This window comes from Trichococcus flocculiformis (assembly GCF_900113645.1).
Lineage (GTDB): Bacteria > Bacillota > Bacilli > Lactobacillales > Aerococcaceae > Trichococcus > Trichococcus flocculiformis.
The window spans coordinates 1-13,680 of the sequence record NZ_FOQC01000063.1 but is presented as its reverse complement, the minus strand read 5'-3'; the positions used below and the strand labels follow the sequence as shown (position 1 = coordinate 13,680).

At 48.3% G+C, this 13,680-nt stretch carries 13 protein-coding genes; 8 read left to right on the top strand and 5 right to left on the bottom strand.

The window, feature by feature from the left end; genetic code table 11:
- A partial coding sequence (locus BMZ71_RS13250) for an ATP-binding protein (RefSeq protein WP_143071450.1) occupies positions 1-1,001 on the top strand: 1,001 nt, incomplete at its 5' end.
- 326 nt (positions 1,002-1,327) lie between these two features.
- On the opposite strand, the gene BMZ71_RS13245 is transcribed toward BMZ71_RS13250, so the two are convergent.
- Positions 1,328-2,206 carry a fumarylacetoacetate hydrolase family protein gene (locus tag BMZ71_RS13245; RefSeq protein ID WP_086989420.1) on the bottom strand — a complete coding sequence of 293 codons (879 nt, stop codon included), beginning with the start codon at positions 2,204-2,206 and terminating at the stop codon, positions 1,328-1,330.
- 290 nt (positions 2,207-2,496) lie between these two features.
- Here BMZ71_RS13245 and BMZ71_RS13240 point away from each other — a divergent pair, with 290 nt between their 5' ends.
- Positions 2,497-2,766: an ACT domain-containing protein gene (locus tag BMZ71_RS13240; protein ID WP_068561455.1), complete on the top strand. Its 270-nt coding sequence runs from the start codon at positions 2,497-2,499 to the stop codon at positions 2,764-2,766.
- Positions 2,767-2,778: 12 nt separating this feature from the next.
- Positions 2,779-4,137 carry a PFL family protein gene (locus BMZ71_RS13235; RefSeq protein ID WP_068561454.1) on the top strand — a complete coding sequence of 453 codons (1,359 nt, stop codon included), beginning with the start codon at positions 2,779-2,781 and terminating at the stop codon, positions 4,135-4,137.
- Positions 4,138-4,455: 318 nt separating this feature from the next.
- Here BMZ71_RS13235 and BMZ71_RS13230 read toward each other — a convergent pair whose 3' ends face one another.
- Together BMZ71_RS13230 and BMZ71_RS13225 are read right to left on the bottom strand one after the other, a co-directional pair.
- Positions 4,456-5,796, bottom strand: a complete 1,341-nt coding sequence (locus tag BMZ71_RS13230; protein WP_068561453.1) for an APC family permease — start codon at positions 5,794-5,796, stop codon at positions 4,456-4,458.
- Positions 5,797-5,938: 142 nt separating this feature from the next.
- On the bottom strand, positions 5,939-6,811 hold the full coding sequence (locus tag BMZ71_RS13225) for a cation diffusion facilitator family transporter (RefSeq protein ID WP_086989421.1): 873 nt from the start codon (positions 6,809-6,811) through the stop codon (positions 5,939-5,941).
- Positions 6,812-7,059: 248 nt separating this feature from the next.
- Between BMZ71_RS13225 and BMZ71_RS13220 the strand changes: the two genes are divergently transcribed.
- The 5 genes from BMZ71_RS13220 (at position 7,060) to BMZ71_RS13200 (ending at position 12,689) form a co-directional block, all read left to right on the top strand.
- Complete coding sequence (locus BMZ71_RS13220) at positions 7,060-8,514, top strand: amidase (RefSeq protein ID WP_086989422.1); 1,455 nt, start codon at positions 7,060-7,062, stop codon at positions 8,512-8,514.
- A 403-nt stretch (positions 8,515-8,917) separates the two neighbouring features.
- The gene (locus BMZ71_RS13215) at positions 8,918-9,307 is read left to right on the top strand and encodes a MerR family transcriptional regulator (RefSeq protein WP_068561450.1); all 390 of its coding nucleotides are present in this window, start codon (positions 8,918-8,920) and stop codon (positions 9,305-9,307) included.
- A gap of 33 nt (positions 9,308-9,340) precedes the next feature.
- The gene (gene glnA, locus BMZ71_RS13210) at positions 9,341-10,681 is read left to right on the top strand and encodes a type I glutamate--ammonia ligase (protein ID WP_370684638.1); all 1,341 of its coding nucleotides are present in this window, start codon (positions 9,341-9,343) and stop codon (positions 10,679-10,681) included.
- A gap of 303 nt (positions 10,682-10,984) precedes the next feature.
- The gene (locus tag BMZ71_RS13205) at positions 10,985-11,875 is read left to right on the top strand and encodes an ABC transporter ATP-binding protein (protein WP_086989424.1); all 891 of its coding nucleotides are present in this window, start codon (positions 10,985-10,987) and stop codon (positions 11,873-11,875) included.
- Positions 11,868-12,689: an ABC transporter permease subunit gene (locus BMZ71_RS13200; RefSeq protein WP_177187633.1), complete on the top strand. Its 822-nt coding sequence runs from the start codon at positions 11,868-11,870 to the stop codon at positions 12,687-12,689. Before BMZ71_RS13205 ends, BMZ71_RS13200 begins: the two co-directional genes overlap by 8 nt.
- Before the next feature lie 53 nt (positions 12,690-12,742).
- Here BMZ71_RS13200 and BMZ71_RS14985 read toward each other — a convergent pair whose 3' ends face one another.
- The gene (locus BMZ71_RS14985; RefSeq protein ID WP_177187632.1) at positions 12,743-12,916 is read right to left on the bottom strand and encodes a hypothetical protein; all 174 of its coding nucleotides are present in this window, start codon (positions 12,914-12,916) and stop codon (positions 12,743-12,745) included.
- Positions 12,909-13,388 carry a GNAT family N-acetyltransferase gene (locus BMZ71_RS13195; protein WP_086989426.1) on the bottom strand — a complete coding sequence of 160 codons (480 nt, stop codon included), beginning with the start codon at positions 13,386-13,388 and terminating at the stop codon, positions 12,909-12,911. Before BMZ71_RS13195 ends, BMZ71_RS14985 begins: the two co-directional genes overlap by 8 nt.
- Positions 13,389-13,680: the final 292 nt, after the last annotated feature.

The window sequence follows — 13,680 nt, the reverse complement described above, 5'->3', positions numbered from 1 at the left end:
AAGCGGTCGTGGCCAGTCCCGAACGGCCGGTCCTGGTCGATCATTACCTGATCGGACAAGAGCTGGAAGTCGATGCGATCTGCGACGGCGAAACCGTCCTGATCCCGGGCATCATGGAACACATCGAACGCGCCGGCGTCCACTCGGGCGACTCGATCGCTGTTTACCCGCCGCAGAATCTGTCGGCTGAACTGATCCAAACGATTGAAGATTACACAATCCGCGTGGCGCAAGGGCTGAACACGATCGGTTTGGTGAACATCCAGTTCGTCATCAGCAACGGTGTCGTCTACATCATCGAAGTGAATCCGCGCGCGAGCCGGACAATCCCATTCCTTAGCAAAGTGACCGGCATCCCGATGGCGAATTTGGCGATGCAAGGCATCCTTGGCATCAAACTGAATGATCAAGGCTATCGGACTGGTCTGGTTCCGTCAAAATCAGGCGTATACGTGAAGATGCCGGTTTTCAGTTTCAATAAACTGAAGAAAGTCGATACCGTATTGGGGCCGGAAATGAAGTCCACAGGGGAGATCATCGGAAAGGACGCCATCCTTTCCAAAGCGCTGTACAAAGCATTTCGTGCCGCCAATATCCAGATTCCCGAGTACGGGACGGCGCTGCTGACGATTGCCGACAAGGACAAACACGAAATCCTGCCGCTGGCGAAACGCTTGGTTGCGGTCGGGTATCGTCTGCTTGCTACACAGGGGACAGGGGAAACCTTGCTGGAGGCCTATGTGCCGGTCACGATTCTCCGAAATGGCGAAGCAAAACGGGAAAATATCCTGAAAAGCATGCACGAAGGGAAAATCCAGTTCGTCATCAATACGATGACCGAAGGCAAGACCGAGGAAACCGACGGCTACTTCATCCGCCGCGAAGCCGCGGACAACAACCTGCCGTGCCTGACCTCGCTGGATACAACCGAGGCGCTGCTGCAGGCGATGGAAATGATGCATTTCCAACTGCAGGCAGTCGGGACCGAACCAGTTTTTTAAATAGGACGGTTTAAATAAAGGGCTACCTCGTCACTTTGAGGAAGGCCCTTTATCGTCGTTATTCGGTCATTTTTTGCGCGCATATCGGCTGTCTTCTTCTCCGGCGAACGGAGGCTTCGCCGGAGTTCAGGATTCATTTCGTTTACGTTCTTCGATGAAGGTGGCTTCGTGGGAGGGGAGTCCGATTGTTACCGATGTGCTCCGGTGAGGAGGTTCTTCGCCGGAGCTGGGACGGATTAGCTCTTATTTATTATCAGCACGCCTCCGCTCAGCAGGCGCAAAAAGAAGAGGCTTTCTCATTACGAGAGAGCCTCTTTGGATGTTTTTTAGCAGAAATTATTCACCAATGTCCCGATGCCTTCGATGGAAGATTCAATGACATCACCTGGTTTCAGCCAGGCTTGTTCGTCTTCCGGATAACCGAGGATGACCCCATCCGGCGTTCCGGTGAAGATAATGTCGCCGGGTTTCAAGGCAAAGTGTTGGGAAATGTAGGAAATGATCGTCGCGATATCGAAAATGAGATGCTTTGTGTTGCTGTTCTGGCGGACCTCTCCGTTCAGCTTGAGGGAAATATCAAGATGGGTCGGATCGAGCTCATCGGCAGTCACATAGACCGGTCCGAGCGGCGCAAATTTGTCAGGTGATTTCCCCAGCACCCATTGCGGAGATCCTTTTTGCCAGTCGCGCGCAGTCACGTCGTTGCCGATGGTGTAGCCCGCTACGTGCTCTAGGGCTTCTTCCGGGGAGACGCAATAAGCTTTTTTGCCGATCACAGCCACCAACTCGACTTCATAATCGACCTTGTCCGTGCCGGCCGGAATCGGGATGTTTTCTTTATGGGCAGCCAGAGCGCTTGTGAACTTGCTGAAGACAAGCGGTTTTTTCGGGGCTTCACTTTTCGTTTCCGCGACATGGGCGGCATAGTTCTTGCCGATGCAGAGGATTTTGCCGGGACGGGAGAGGACGGGCAGGAACGTGGCCTCATCCAAGGAAACATAGTAGGCCGGATCCGTCAGCGTGTCCGCTTGGGCCAGAATGGCGTCCAGTTGGGCAGCCTGTTCCGGATCCTTCAATACGTCATCTATATAGGAAGGAACAGGCAAGGATAAAGCTGCAGCCGCTTTTGCTGCGTTCAGGAAACCGCGCTCCGTTTTGATGCCGATGCGGCTCTGCCCAGCTTCTGAGAAATGAATCAATTGCATTGGAAAACCCCCTTGAGATTAGATTAGAATTTGCTTATATCCAGTGTAGCAATTAATCTCAAAAAGCGATAGATTTAATGCGGAATCTGCAATAATTTTCGTGTTTCGGGAAAGAACACAAAAAAATTCCGCTGGATAGCGGTTACCGGTTTCCGTTTCCCAAAAAAACAGTAGTCATTCCCTTTAGATGTGATAGAATAGGAAACATAAAATTTTAATTGGATTTTCATATTGCTGTAAAATGGTATAATAGACTCGACAAAAAACTAAAGAAGCAGGGGCGAAAAAAGATGAGAGCAATCATGACCGTAACAGGTAAAGACCATACTGGGATCGTAGCAAGCGTATCGGTGGAATTGGCGCGTCTGGGCGTAAATATCCTGGATATTTCACAGACGATTATGGATGAGTACTTCACCATGATTTTGATGGTTGAATTGAACGAGGCGAATAATTCGGTCAAAGAAGTCAAAGAAGCGATGAAAAAAGTTGAAGAAGAACAAGGCTTGGTCATCCGTTTACAGGCAGAAGACACATTCCATGCAATGCATCGGATCTAGGGGGACATTTGAATGTTAAGAACTGACAATATCTTGGACACCATCCGCATGTTCGAAGAGGACAATCTGGATATCCGTACCATCACCATGGGGATCTCTTTATTGGACTGCATCGACAGCGATGGTGAAAAAGCTCGTGAAAGAATATACAAAAAAATCACCACTAAAGCGAAGAACTTGGTCAGCGTAGCGCAGGAAATCGAAGATACATATGGCGTTCCGATCACGAACAAGCGGATTTCGGTGACACCGATCGCCTTGATTGCCGGCGCAAGCGATGACACGGACTATGTAGCCTACGCAAAAACCTTGGATGCGGCGGCGAAGGAAGTCGGCGTCGACTTCATCGGCGGCTTTTCAGCTCTAGTTGAAAAAGGCTACAACAAAGGCGACAAGATATTGATCGACTCGATTCCGGAAGCTTTAGCAGTGACGGACAAGGTCTGCAGCAGCGTGAACATCGGATCCACTAAAGCGGGCATCAACATGGATGCTGTCAAATTGATGGGCGAAATCGTCCTTGCTACAGCGGAAAAAACAGCGGACAGAAACGGCTTCGGTTGCGCAAAACTGGTTGTTTTTGCAAACTCCGTAAGTGATAATCCATTCATGGCCGGCGCTTACCATGGTATCGAAGAAGCGGATTGCGAAATTCATGTCGGCATTTCCGGACCTGGTGTCGTCAAACGTGCTTTGGAAAAAGTGAAAGGCGAACCGATGGATATCGTTGCCGACACAATCAAAAAAGCGGCGTTCCAAATCACCCGAATGGGGCAATTGGTCGGGAATATCGCATCGCAAAAATTGGGCGTGCCATTCGGTATCGTCGACTTGGCTTTGGCCCCGACTCCTGCAGTCGGCGACTCGGTAGGGGAAATCCTTGAAGAGTTTGGGTTGGGCGTAGTCGGTACCCATGGAACGGTTGCTGCTTTAGCTGTACTAAATGACGCAGTCAAAAAAGGCGGCGTAATGGCTTGCAGTCACGTTGGTGGCTTATCCGGCTCGTTCATCCCAGTATCTGAGGATCATCGCATGATCGAAGCGGCTGCTGCCAACCAAATCTCGTTGGATATGTTGTTGGCGATGACGGCTATCTGTTCGGTTGGGTTGGATATGATCGCAATCCCTGGCAATACGCCGGCGACAACGATCGCGGCGATGATCGCGGATGAAGCGGCCATCGGGGTCCAAAACAACAAAACCACAGCTGTCCGCGTGATTCCGGCAATCGGCTGTGGTGTGGGTGATTTTGTTGAATTCGGTGGTTTGCTCGGACGCGCTCCCGTACAACCTGTCCATGAAGAAAGTTCGGCTGACTTCATAAACCGCGGTGGACGTAGCCCTGCACCGATCCACTCATTCAAAAACTAAATGTCAGTCAAAAAAATGGAGTTGTCCCTTCGCGGGACGGCTCCATTTTTTTTGAGTGCTACCGAAGGACGTGAGCGTGAGCTCCGGTGAGGGGAGGTTTCCCCGGAGTTCGGCCAACATTTAGTCTGCATCCTCCTGCGAGCAAGGCTTCGCAGGAGGACATCGTGGGGATTGTCTCTCCTCTCCGGGGAGCGGCACCTTGGCCGGAGCTGGGTGTTCGATTCCGGCACACTCCTTTGGCGGCAACCAGGAACGGATACTGTCCAGACATAAAAAAACGAAGAAGGGCTGCCCGGCATGAGCAGCCCTTCATTAATGTTATACCGTAATTTTTTTCTCGTAGTATTTATATCCGATGAAGCAAACCACGAAGCAGAACAGGATGAAAACCGGCACATAAGTCGGATTGGACACGATGCCGCCGATCAGAATGATGGCGGAGCCCATGATCGCGAATACCGGCATGATCCAACCGAAGAAAGGACTGGTGATGACCCCTTCTTTTTTCATGCTGATGACTTTCAGATAAAGGATGACATAGGTCAGATAACTGAAGACAATCGCGATTTCGCTGACATCTCCGCCCCCCATAATACCGGATTTTTGGGTCAGATAGTGCAACACCATCCACACAAAAGCAATTGCAAAAGCAATCTGTGCAGCAACCGGGGACAGTTGACTTTTTGGATCAATCTGTTTCACCTTCGCGCTGTTGGGCAACATATTTTTCTCAGCGAGCGCCTGCGGCAAACGCAGGATACCCATGATTACGCCATTCGTTACACCCAAGATCGCGATCAATACAAACGAAAGAATGATGCTGCCGCCGCGTTCGCCCAACAAGGAAATGCCCACTGTTGTAGTGGCTTCATCCCCCATCGCCAAGATGTACTCGGGGCCGGCGATGGATACCAGTCCGCTGAAGTAGGTCAAGTAGATGGCCAAAACCAGCAAGGGTCCGATGGTCAAAGCCATTGGCATCGTCCGTTTGGCATTTTTCACTTCATGCGTGATGTTTGTCGCGATAGTCCAGCCGTCGTAGGAGAAAGCCATAGGTGCCAATGCAGCAAGCCAACCCCAACCGACATTCGTGATCGGAACAGCCAATTCAGGAGGAACGATCGGAGCAGGCTCTTTCCAGAAAATACCCACAAACGCGATGGCGATCAGCGGAATCAGTTTCATGATGGTGGCGAGATTCTGGAAGTAGCCACCCAATCTGAGCGAGAAATAGTTCAACAAGAAGAAGAACGCCATATAGCCTGTTCCGATCAGTGTTTGTGTTTCCAATGTGTTCGGCAGACCCAACAGCATGCAGGTGTAGATGCCGGATACCCAGCTCACGACGACGGTGATCGTTGGCAGGTAAACGAACAATTGGAACCAGCCGAACGCGCTTGCTGCTTTGTCGGAGATGAACTCCTCGAAATAAGCGACGACGCCGCCGTTTTTTTCGGTCCGGTTAGCCAGTTGCGTCAAGGTGATGCTCCCGAAAATGATGCTGAATGCACCGATACAGAAAACCAAAATCCCTAATGCTACGTTCCCACCGGTCGCTCCCAAAATGTCATCAGCTTTGAAAAAGATTCCTGATCCGACGCAGATGCCGACAATCATGGATACTGCAGTAAATAAGCCGTAATGTTTCTCTTCTTTCATAAGTCACTCCCAATAGATGTATTTTTTCCCAAAAAAAAAGACGGACAGATCTGGATGGCAGCTGTGTCCGCCAAAATAATCTGTATAAATCCGTCTGCTATTATACCATCAAAATGATGGCAAGCCTATCAAACTTATAACATCAGTGCGTCAGTGGTTCTACATGGACATCTGTTTCAAAAACATTGAATACCGTGCGCAAGCAATCTTCGACTGCTTCCGTGATTTCGTGGCTGCGCAACACTGTCAGCTCCGCATCCAGCAGAATGGTCACATCAACATAGACATTTGCACCATAGCTGCGTGCGGCGATGGACGTCACTTGTTGGACATCAGGAATGTCGAGGATAGCCTGTCGGTATTCAGCCAAATGATTTGTTTCGAAACCGTCGGAAAGGGAGAAGGCACTTTCGCGGAAAATATCGATTGCAGTCTTGATGATGACGATGCCTACGAAGACTGCCATGACACCGTCCAACCAGTACAGCCCGAAAATGGAGCCAAAAATAGCGATGGCCGTTGCAAAGCTGGTAAGGGCATCACTCAGGTTATCTTTCGCGGAAGCGGCCAAGCCCAGACTGTTGATGCGGTTCGCGAGCCGGTTATTGAATATGTAGACTCCAATCATGATAACCCCTGCGATCAAGGCAGTGATACCCGACAGCACATCGGGAGTAGTAAACTCTCCACTGGTCAGTTTTGAAAAGCTTGAGAACAGAACCTGCAGGCCGACCAGAAGCATAAGCAAGGAAGTGGCGAGACTTGCGATCGTCTCTGCCTTCCAATGACCATAAGGATGATCCTCATCGGCTGGTCGACGAGCGATACGCAGGCCAATCATGATAGCGACCGTGGAAATGACATCAGTAAAATTATTCAATCCATCGGCACTCAGCGCAGCTGATCCGAAGGCATTCCCGATGAAGAGTTTTGCGAAAGAGAGGGTAACATACGCAACCATGCTGAGCCGTGCGCCCTGTTCCGCCAATTTTAAGTCCTTATATCTTTCGTTCATCGTGTCCTACTCCATTTCCTTTGAATTCATCCGGGTGTTCTTTTGCATTTTCTGAAATTGAGACAATAGAAGGATTCTACTATATTTCAGTTTGGTTGTCATCCAAAATGAATGGAAATACTGTCTACCTCCCGTTGAATAGGGACAGAAACCGGTACAACAAGGCACTTGCCCAGGCAAAACATTGCCTTTTTCTGGCGTGCCACCTACAATGGAAGGAAATGCGAAAATGATAAGGAGGCTTTTTTATGGATCGCCAGAAAGATGCTCTGTACTACACCGAACTTTTAAGGACAAAAAAGGTATCCCCTGAAGAATTGATTGTGGATGCCTTCAAAAAGATAGATAGAGAGAATCCCCGCTACAATGCCGTCGTGCATACGCGCAGGGAAAAAGCGCTGCATGAAGCCAGAACAAGGGACTTTGGGAACACTTTATTCGGTGGTGTGCCGATCTTGATCAAAGATTTGGGTCAGGACTTGGCCGGGGAGCCGTCAACATCAGGCTCGCAGCTGCTGAGGAATTATGTCGCTCCCCGCACCAGTCATTTTATCGAGGCAATTGAAAAGGCCGGATTCATCGTCATCGGCCAGACGAGTACGCCTGAATTCGGATTCAAGAACATTACCGATGCCGTCATCCATGGACCAACCAGAAACCCCTTTAATCGGGACCATTCTCCGGGAGGTTCCAGCGGCGGTGCGGCAGCTGCCGTGGCATCAGATATGGTTGCCATCGCCACCGCCAGTGACGGTGGCGGTTCGATCCGGATTCCGGCCTCTTTCACAGGTTTGGTGGGGCTGAAACCGACAAGAGGGCGGACACCGGTGGGGCCAGGAGCATATCGCGGCTGGCAAGGCGCATCGATCAGCTTCGCATTGACGAAGACGGTAAGGGATACAGCGATGATGCTCGATGCTCTGCAGACAATCCAGGCGGCAGCGCCGTTCCAAACGCCTTTGTTTCCAGGCAGCCATTTCCAGGAACAGCAATCGGGAAAACATCGCAAGTTCCGGATTGCCTATTCACTCGAATCACCGGTGAAATCTGTCGTCAGTGCGGACGCGAAGCAGGCTGTACTCCAGACAGTGACAGTATTGGAAGAGTTGGGGTACGAAGTGGAAGAAAAAAAACCTGATATCGACGGGATCCTTTTGATGGAGGCCTACTATGCAATGAATGGAGCCGAAACGGATGCGATGCTGCGAGGGTTTGCCGCGAAACTGGGGCGGCCTTTGACGGCCGATGACATGGAGTTGGTTTCCTGGTCTCTCTATCAATACGGCCAAACAATCTCCGGTGGCGACTACTCCTTGGCATTGGGCCTATGGGACCAGGCTGCGGCCACAATGGATCAGTTTCATGAAAGCTATGAATTGCTGCTGCAGCCGACTACAGCAGCAGGTGCTCCCCACATTGATCATGCTTTCCAAAGCGAGGAACTGAAGGAGCGGATGCGCAGAGCGGATCTGTTGTCGGCAGCGGACCGGAAAGAAGTTGTCTGGACTATGTTTGAAGAGAGTTTGGGCGTGACCCCATTCACGCAGCAAGCAAATTTGACCGGGCAGCCTGCCATCAGTCTGCCGGTATACCGAACAGATTCCGGCTTGCCTTTGGGGGTGCAGTTCACTGCTCCTAAAGGGAAAGAGGAGTGGCTTTTGGATATTGCGGCGGTACTGGAGAGGGCAGGTATGTTCATCTAAGTGAAGGCGCTGATAATTGCGGCAATCCAAACCCTCTGCAGGTGCTTATCGTCGCAGCCGTTTCGTTACTCACATTTTTTTTTAATATTTTTTTCATTAAAGGGCTCTTTTTTTTATCCCATGCGAGGGAATTGGCGTGTGAGGGGGAGATGAAATGCCTTTCAAATGTTATTCTGACAAGGTTTTACGTAGATGTTAGAAAATGTGACATAGGATGTAAAGGTAGCGTTGACTTGAATGAGAATTAGGAGTATTCTTGTTGTATTAAATGACTCAATTAATTGCTAGTAAATACGATTAATTGCTGAAAAGAACTATCTTTTTCTCAACAGGCACTAACTCCTGAAGAAAAAGGATACATCTGTGTTTCGCTCAACTCAGAAGCTTCGATGGAGGGGTTGGTATGAAAGAAAAAGAGCTACGACGTTCGATGGCTGTTTTTACCATCGGAACCGTCATGCAACTGACGGATCTGACAGCTAGACAGATCCGCTATTACGAAGAGCAAGAACTCGTTCATCCTAAGCGCACAGATACTAATCGCCGGATGTTTTCATTGAACGACGTCGATCGTCTGCTGGAAGTCAAAGACTATTTGGCTGAAGGATTGAACATCACTGCAATCAAGCGGATGTACAGTACCGAAAGACTGAAGAAGCAGCAAGAAGAGGAGCTTGAAAACAAGCACAAAAACTTGACTGATGAAGACGTCCGTCGCATCCTCTACAAAGAGATACTCAACGCAAGTGGATTTAACCCTGGGGATTCAAACAAACCTTGGGGAAGATTATAAAAAAAACAAACAAAGCACAGTCAAAGAGAGGGAATACAAATGCCAAAATTTACTAGAGAAGAAATCATCGCATCAGCAAAGAATGATAACGTCCGTTACCTACGCTTAATGTTCACTGACATTTTAGGAACAATCAAAAACGTAGAAGTTCCTATCAGCCAGTTGGAAAAAGTATTAGACAACAAAATGATGTTCGACGGTTCTTCCATCGAAGGTTTTGTACGTATTGAAGAAAGTGATATGTACTTGTACCCAGATTTTAATACATGGTTGGTATTCCCATGGGGAACTGAACAAGGTAAAGTTGCACGCCTGATCTGTGATATCTATATGCCAAGCGGCGAACCATTTGCTGGAGATCCACGCAACAACTTGAAACGCGTTCTAAAAGAAATGAAAAGCTTGGGCTTCACTGATTTCAACTTAGGACCTGAACCTGAATTCTTCCTGTTCAAATTGGATGAAAAAGGTCAACCTACATTGAAATTGAACGATCAAGGCGGATACTTCGACTTGGCTCCTACTGACTTGGGCGAAAACTGCCGTCGTGATATCGTATTGGAATTGGAAGCTTTGGGCTTTGAAATTGAAGCAAGCCACCACGAAGTTGCTCCAGGACAGCACGAAATCGACTGGAAATACGCAAATGCTGTTGAAGCCTGCGACAACATCCAAACATTCAAATTGATCGTTAAGACCGTAGCCCGCAAACATGGCTTGCATGCAACATTCATGCCTAAGCCAGTATTCGGCATCAATGGTTCTGGGATGCATTTCAATATGTCATTGTTCAACGAAAACGGCAATGCTTTCTACGACAAAGAAGATGAACGTCAATTAAGCGCAACAGCTTATCAATTCATCGCTGGTCTGATCAAACATGCGCGCGGATACACAGCTATCTGCAACCCAATCGTTAACTCGTACAAACGTTTGGTACCTGGCTACGAAGCACCAGTATACATCGCATGGAGCGGGAAAAACCGTTCACCGCTGATCCGTATCCCAGAATCACGCGGCATGTCCACTCGTGTTGAATTGCGTAGTGTTGACCCATCTGCCAACCCATACTTGGCTTTAGCTACTTTATTGGCTGCCGGTCTTGATGGCGTGAAGAACAAATTGGAAGCTCCAGCTCCAATCAACCGCAACATCTACCAAATGTCAGCTGAAGACCGTTACGAAAACGGAATTATGGACTTGCCTACATCGTTGCATGAAGCTCTTGGAGAGTTCTCTAAAGATCAATTGTTGGTTGAAGCATTAGGCGACCACATCACCAACAACTTCATCGAATCAAAAGAAATCGAAGTAATGTCTTACATCCAACAAGTAACAGAGTGGGAAAGAGAACAATACTTGAATATGTACTAAGAGAGTGCGATGATTTGCGGGAGGGGATGAGCATTAAGAGGACTAACACTAAACGGACGTTTTTTGTCCGTGTGTGGTAGTCAGCTTAGGCGGAATCCCCTGCAAATCAGAACACGTTTAAAGAGCGGGATTCAGAATGCGTTTACCGAGAGTGTAAGAATCCCGCTCTTCTGCAAAAGGCCGAGACCAATTTGTCTCGGCCTTTTGTGTCGTTCAGGGAAGAAAAATCATGCTGTTGCTGTAAACTTCAGCCGAGAAAAGGTATAATGGATATATGTAAAGTTCTTTAGAGGAGGGGTTACAGTGGAAGCAATCGAAATGGAAGGTTTGACCAAACGATACCGTAAGAGTGTGGCTTTGGACAATATTCACCTCACTGTGGAGCAAGGCGAACGGTTTGGTTTCATCGGGCCGAACGGAGCAGGGAAGTCGACAACCATCAAGTTGTTGCTTGATTTCATCAAGCCCAGCAAAGGAAGTGCCCGAGTTTTCGGACTGGATGCCCAGAAAGACTCCGAGAGCCTGAAGCGCATCATCGGATATGTCCCGAGTGACGTGCACTACTACAACAATCTTACTGTTGAAGAGATTTTGATGATGACGGGGAAATTCCACCAAATCCATAATATTAAGGAAATGATGGCTTATTACGTGGAACGCTTCGCATTGGAGCCGAAAAAGAAAATGAAGGACCTTTCCTTGGGTAATCGGAAAAAAGTCGCGATTGTGAACAGTCTGATTTTCAATCCGGAACTTTTGATACTGGATGAGCCCACAAACGGACTGGATCCTTTGATGCAGCATCGTTTGTTTGAGGAGCTGAACTACCACAACAAAGAAGGCGCGACAGTCTTCATTTCTACGCATAACCTTCCGGAAGTGGAAGCATTCTGTACGCGGACTGCCTTCATCCGTGAAGGCAAAATCATTTCCGTGGAAGATATGGCTTCCGGTTATCAACCAGGGAAAGTGGTGACGCTGACCGGTTCAGCCATCGTAACGAAGGATTTCGAATCCAAAGGGTATCGCGTCCTTTCCAAGACGGATCGGGTCGTTTCCTTGCTCTACAAAGACAACGTGAAGCAGATTCTGGCCGATATGGCGCCGCTGGATTTGGAGGATATCGAAATCCGCAATCAGAATTTGGAGGAAAAATTCATGACCCTGTATGGTGGAGGTGGATCCCATGAATAGCATCCGTTTGGAGTGGAAACAGGAGCGCAACGGTTTGTTCGTGTGGTTGTTTTTTATGGTCCTGATCATGGGCTTGATGATGGCGATGTTCCCCGTCATGTCGAATCAAGGAATGGAGGACATTCTGACGACCAAGCTCGATGCGATGCCTCCTGAGATGCTGGAGGCTTTCTCGCTCACGAATGGCGCGAGCTTGCTGCAGGCCACTGGATTTTTTGCCTACATTTTTCAGTACCTCTTTTTGGCGGCCTGCATTTTTGCAACGATGAAGGGCGCGCAGGCGCTGATCAAGGAAGAGACGAACGGTACAATCGAGTATCTTTATGCACAGCCAATCAGCAGAAAAGCTATTGTCACGAGCAAATACATCGCTAACTTGGTATTACTGCTGATTTTTTGGATCGTTTTATATGGCGCAGCTCTGCTGTTCATCTATCTATTCAAGGAGGATGGAGCCGATTTTGTGGAAATCATAAAGGATATCACGCTGATGTTCGGTGCGGAGTCGTTGGTATTGTTGTTCTTTTATTCGATCGGTTTCCTTTTCTCGACGTTCATTGCGAGTAGCCGTTCAACAAGCGGAGTCGCGCTATTGTTGGTGTTCGGCACCTACATGATCGGCCTTGTCTCGAAAATGGTCGAGGAATACGAATTTCTGCGGGTTTTGTCGCCGATCGAATATGCACATCCAGCGGCCTTGTTGGAAGAGGGGATTTCCTGGGAGTATATGGTTATTTGCATCATCGGAAGCTTACTCGCGTTAGGGTTGAGCTATCTGATTTATGGCAGAAAAGATCTGCGGATACAGGTGTAGTATTGTCTATCAACAGGAATAAACAAAAAAAGCCCATTGCGGGCTTTTTTTGTTTAACCAAATGTCATGAAAAGTACAGCGGCGACGATCAGCGCGTAGGATAATTTCTCCAGATTTTTCTTTGTGATCGGGTTCAGGCCTTTTTCGTAGCGGGTCTGATACATGATCCAAACGTTGATTGCGATGCTGATGATTCCGAGTATGCTTGCGGTAAGATATTTATTCACGTTTTTCCTCCTGTTGGTTTATGCTTTCTGTTTGGTTAGTATGCGTAGCGATGATCATGTCGATGTGCGGGATATCATCTTCCAGATAGATTTCCGATACGGGATGGAATCCAAAAGAAGCATAAAAAGCCTGCAGATAGGCTTGTGCTTGCGCATGGATCGGGAGTCCGGGGAAATGCGTTTTTGCATATTCCAGCACGACTTGCATCAATTCTTGGCCGTAGCCATGGGTGCGTTCGCTTTTCGGAACCAGAACACGGCCGATGCGCACTCCTGACTCTTCCGGAATCAACCGGGCGTAGGCCAGTAATCGGTTGTCCACCTGCTTCCAGAAGTGGATGCTGACCAGGTCGGTGTCATCAACTTCTTGATAAGGACAATTTTGCTCCACAACGAAAACCGCTGTCCGTTCTTTGTAGATCAGATGCAGTTCTCCCGCCGTGAGTTCTTCAAAAGGTTTGATGACCCACATATATTTTCCTCCTCATTGCGTGGTAAAAAAATACCTTCACAGTCCATTATAGCAAAGTGGGGAGAAACAAAAAACCGGTAATCTTTTGCTCAAAAAATGAAGCCAAGGAGTTTTCTCATAGAGAGGACTCCTTGGCTTCATCAATGCCATTAAATTAAGGGTGTTGACAAATAAGTGGTAGAGGAAATATGAGAGAAAACCTCTCATTTATCCGTCTTGGATCAGAATTCATAAGAAATGCTCAGCGCAGGGGCAAAATTGTCGAATAGCTGAGGAACATTCAACAAATTGT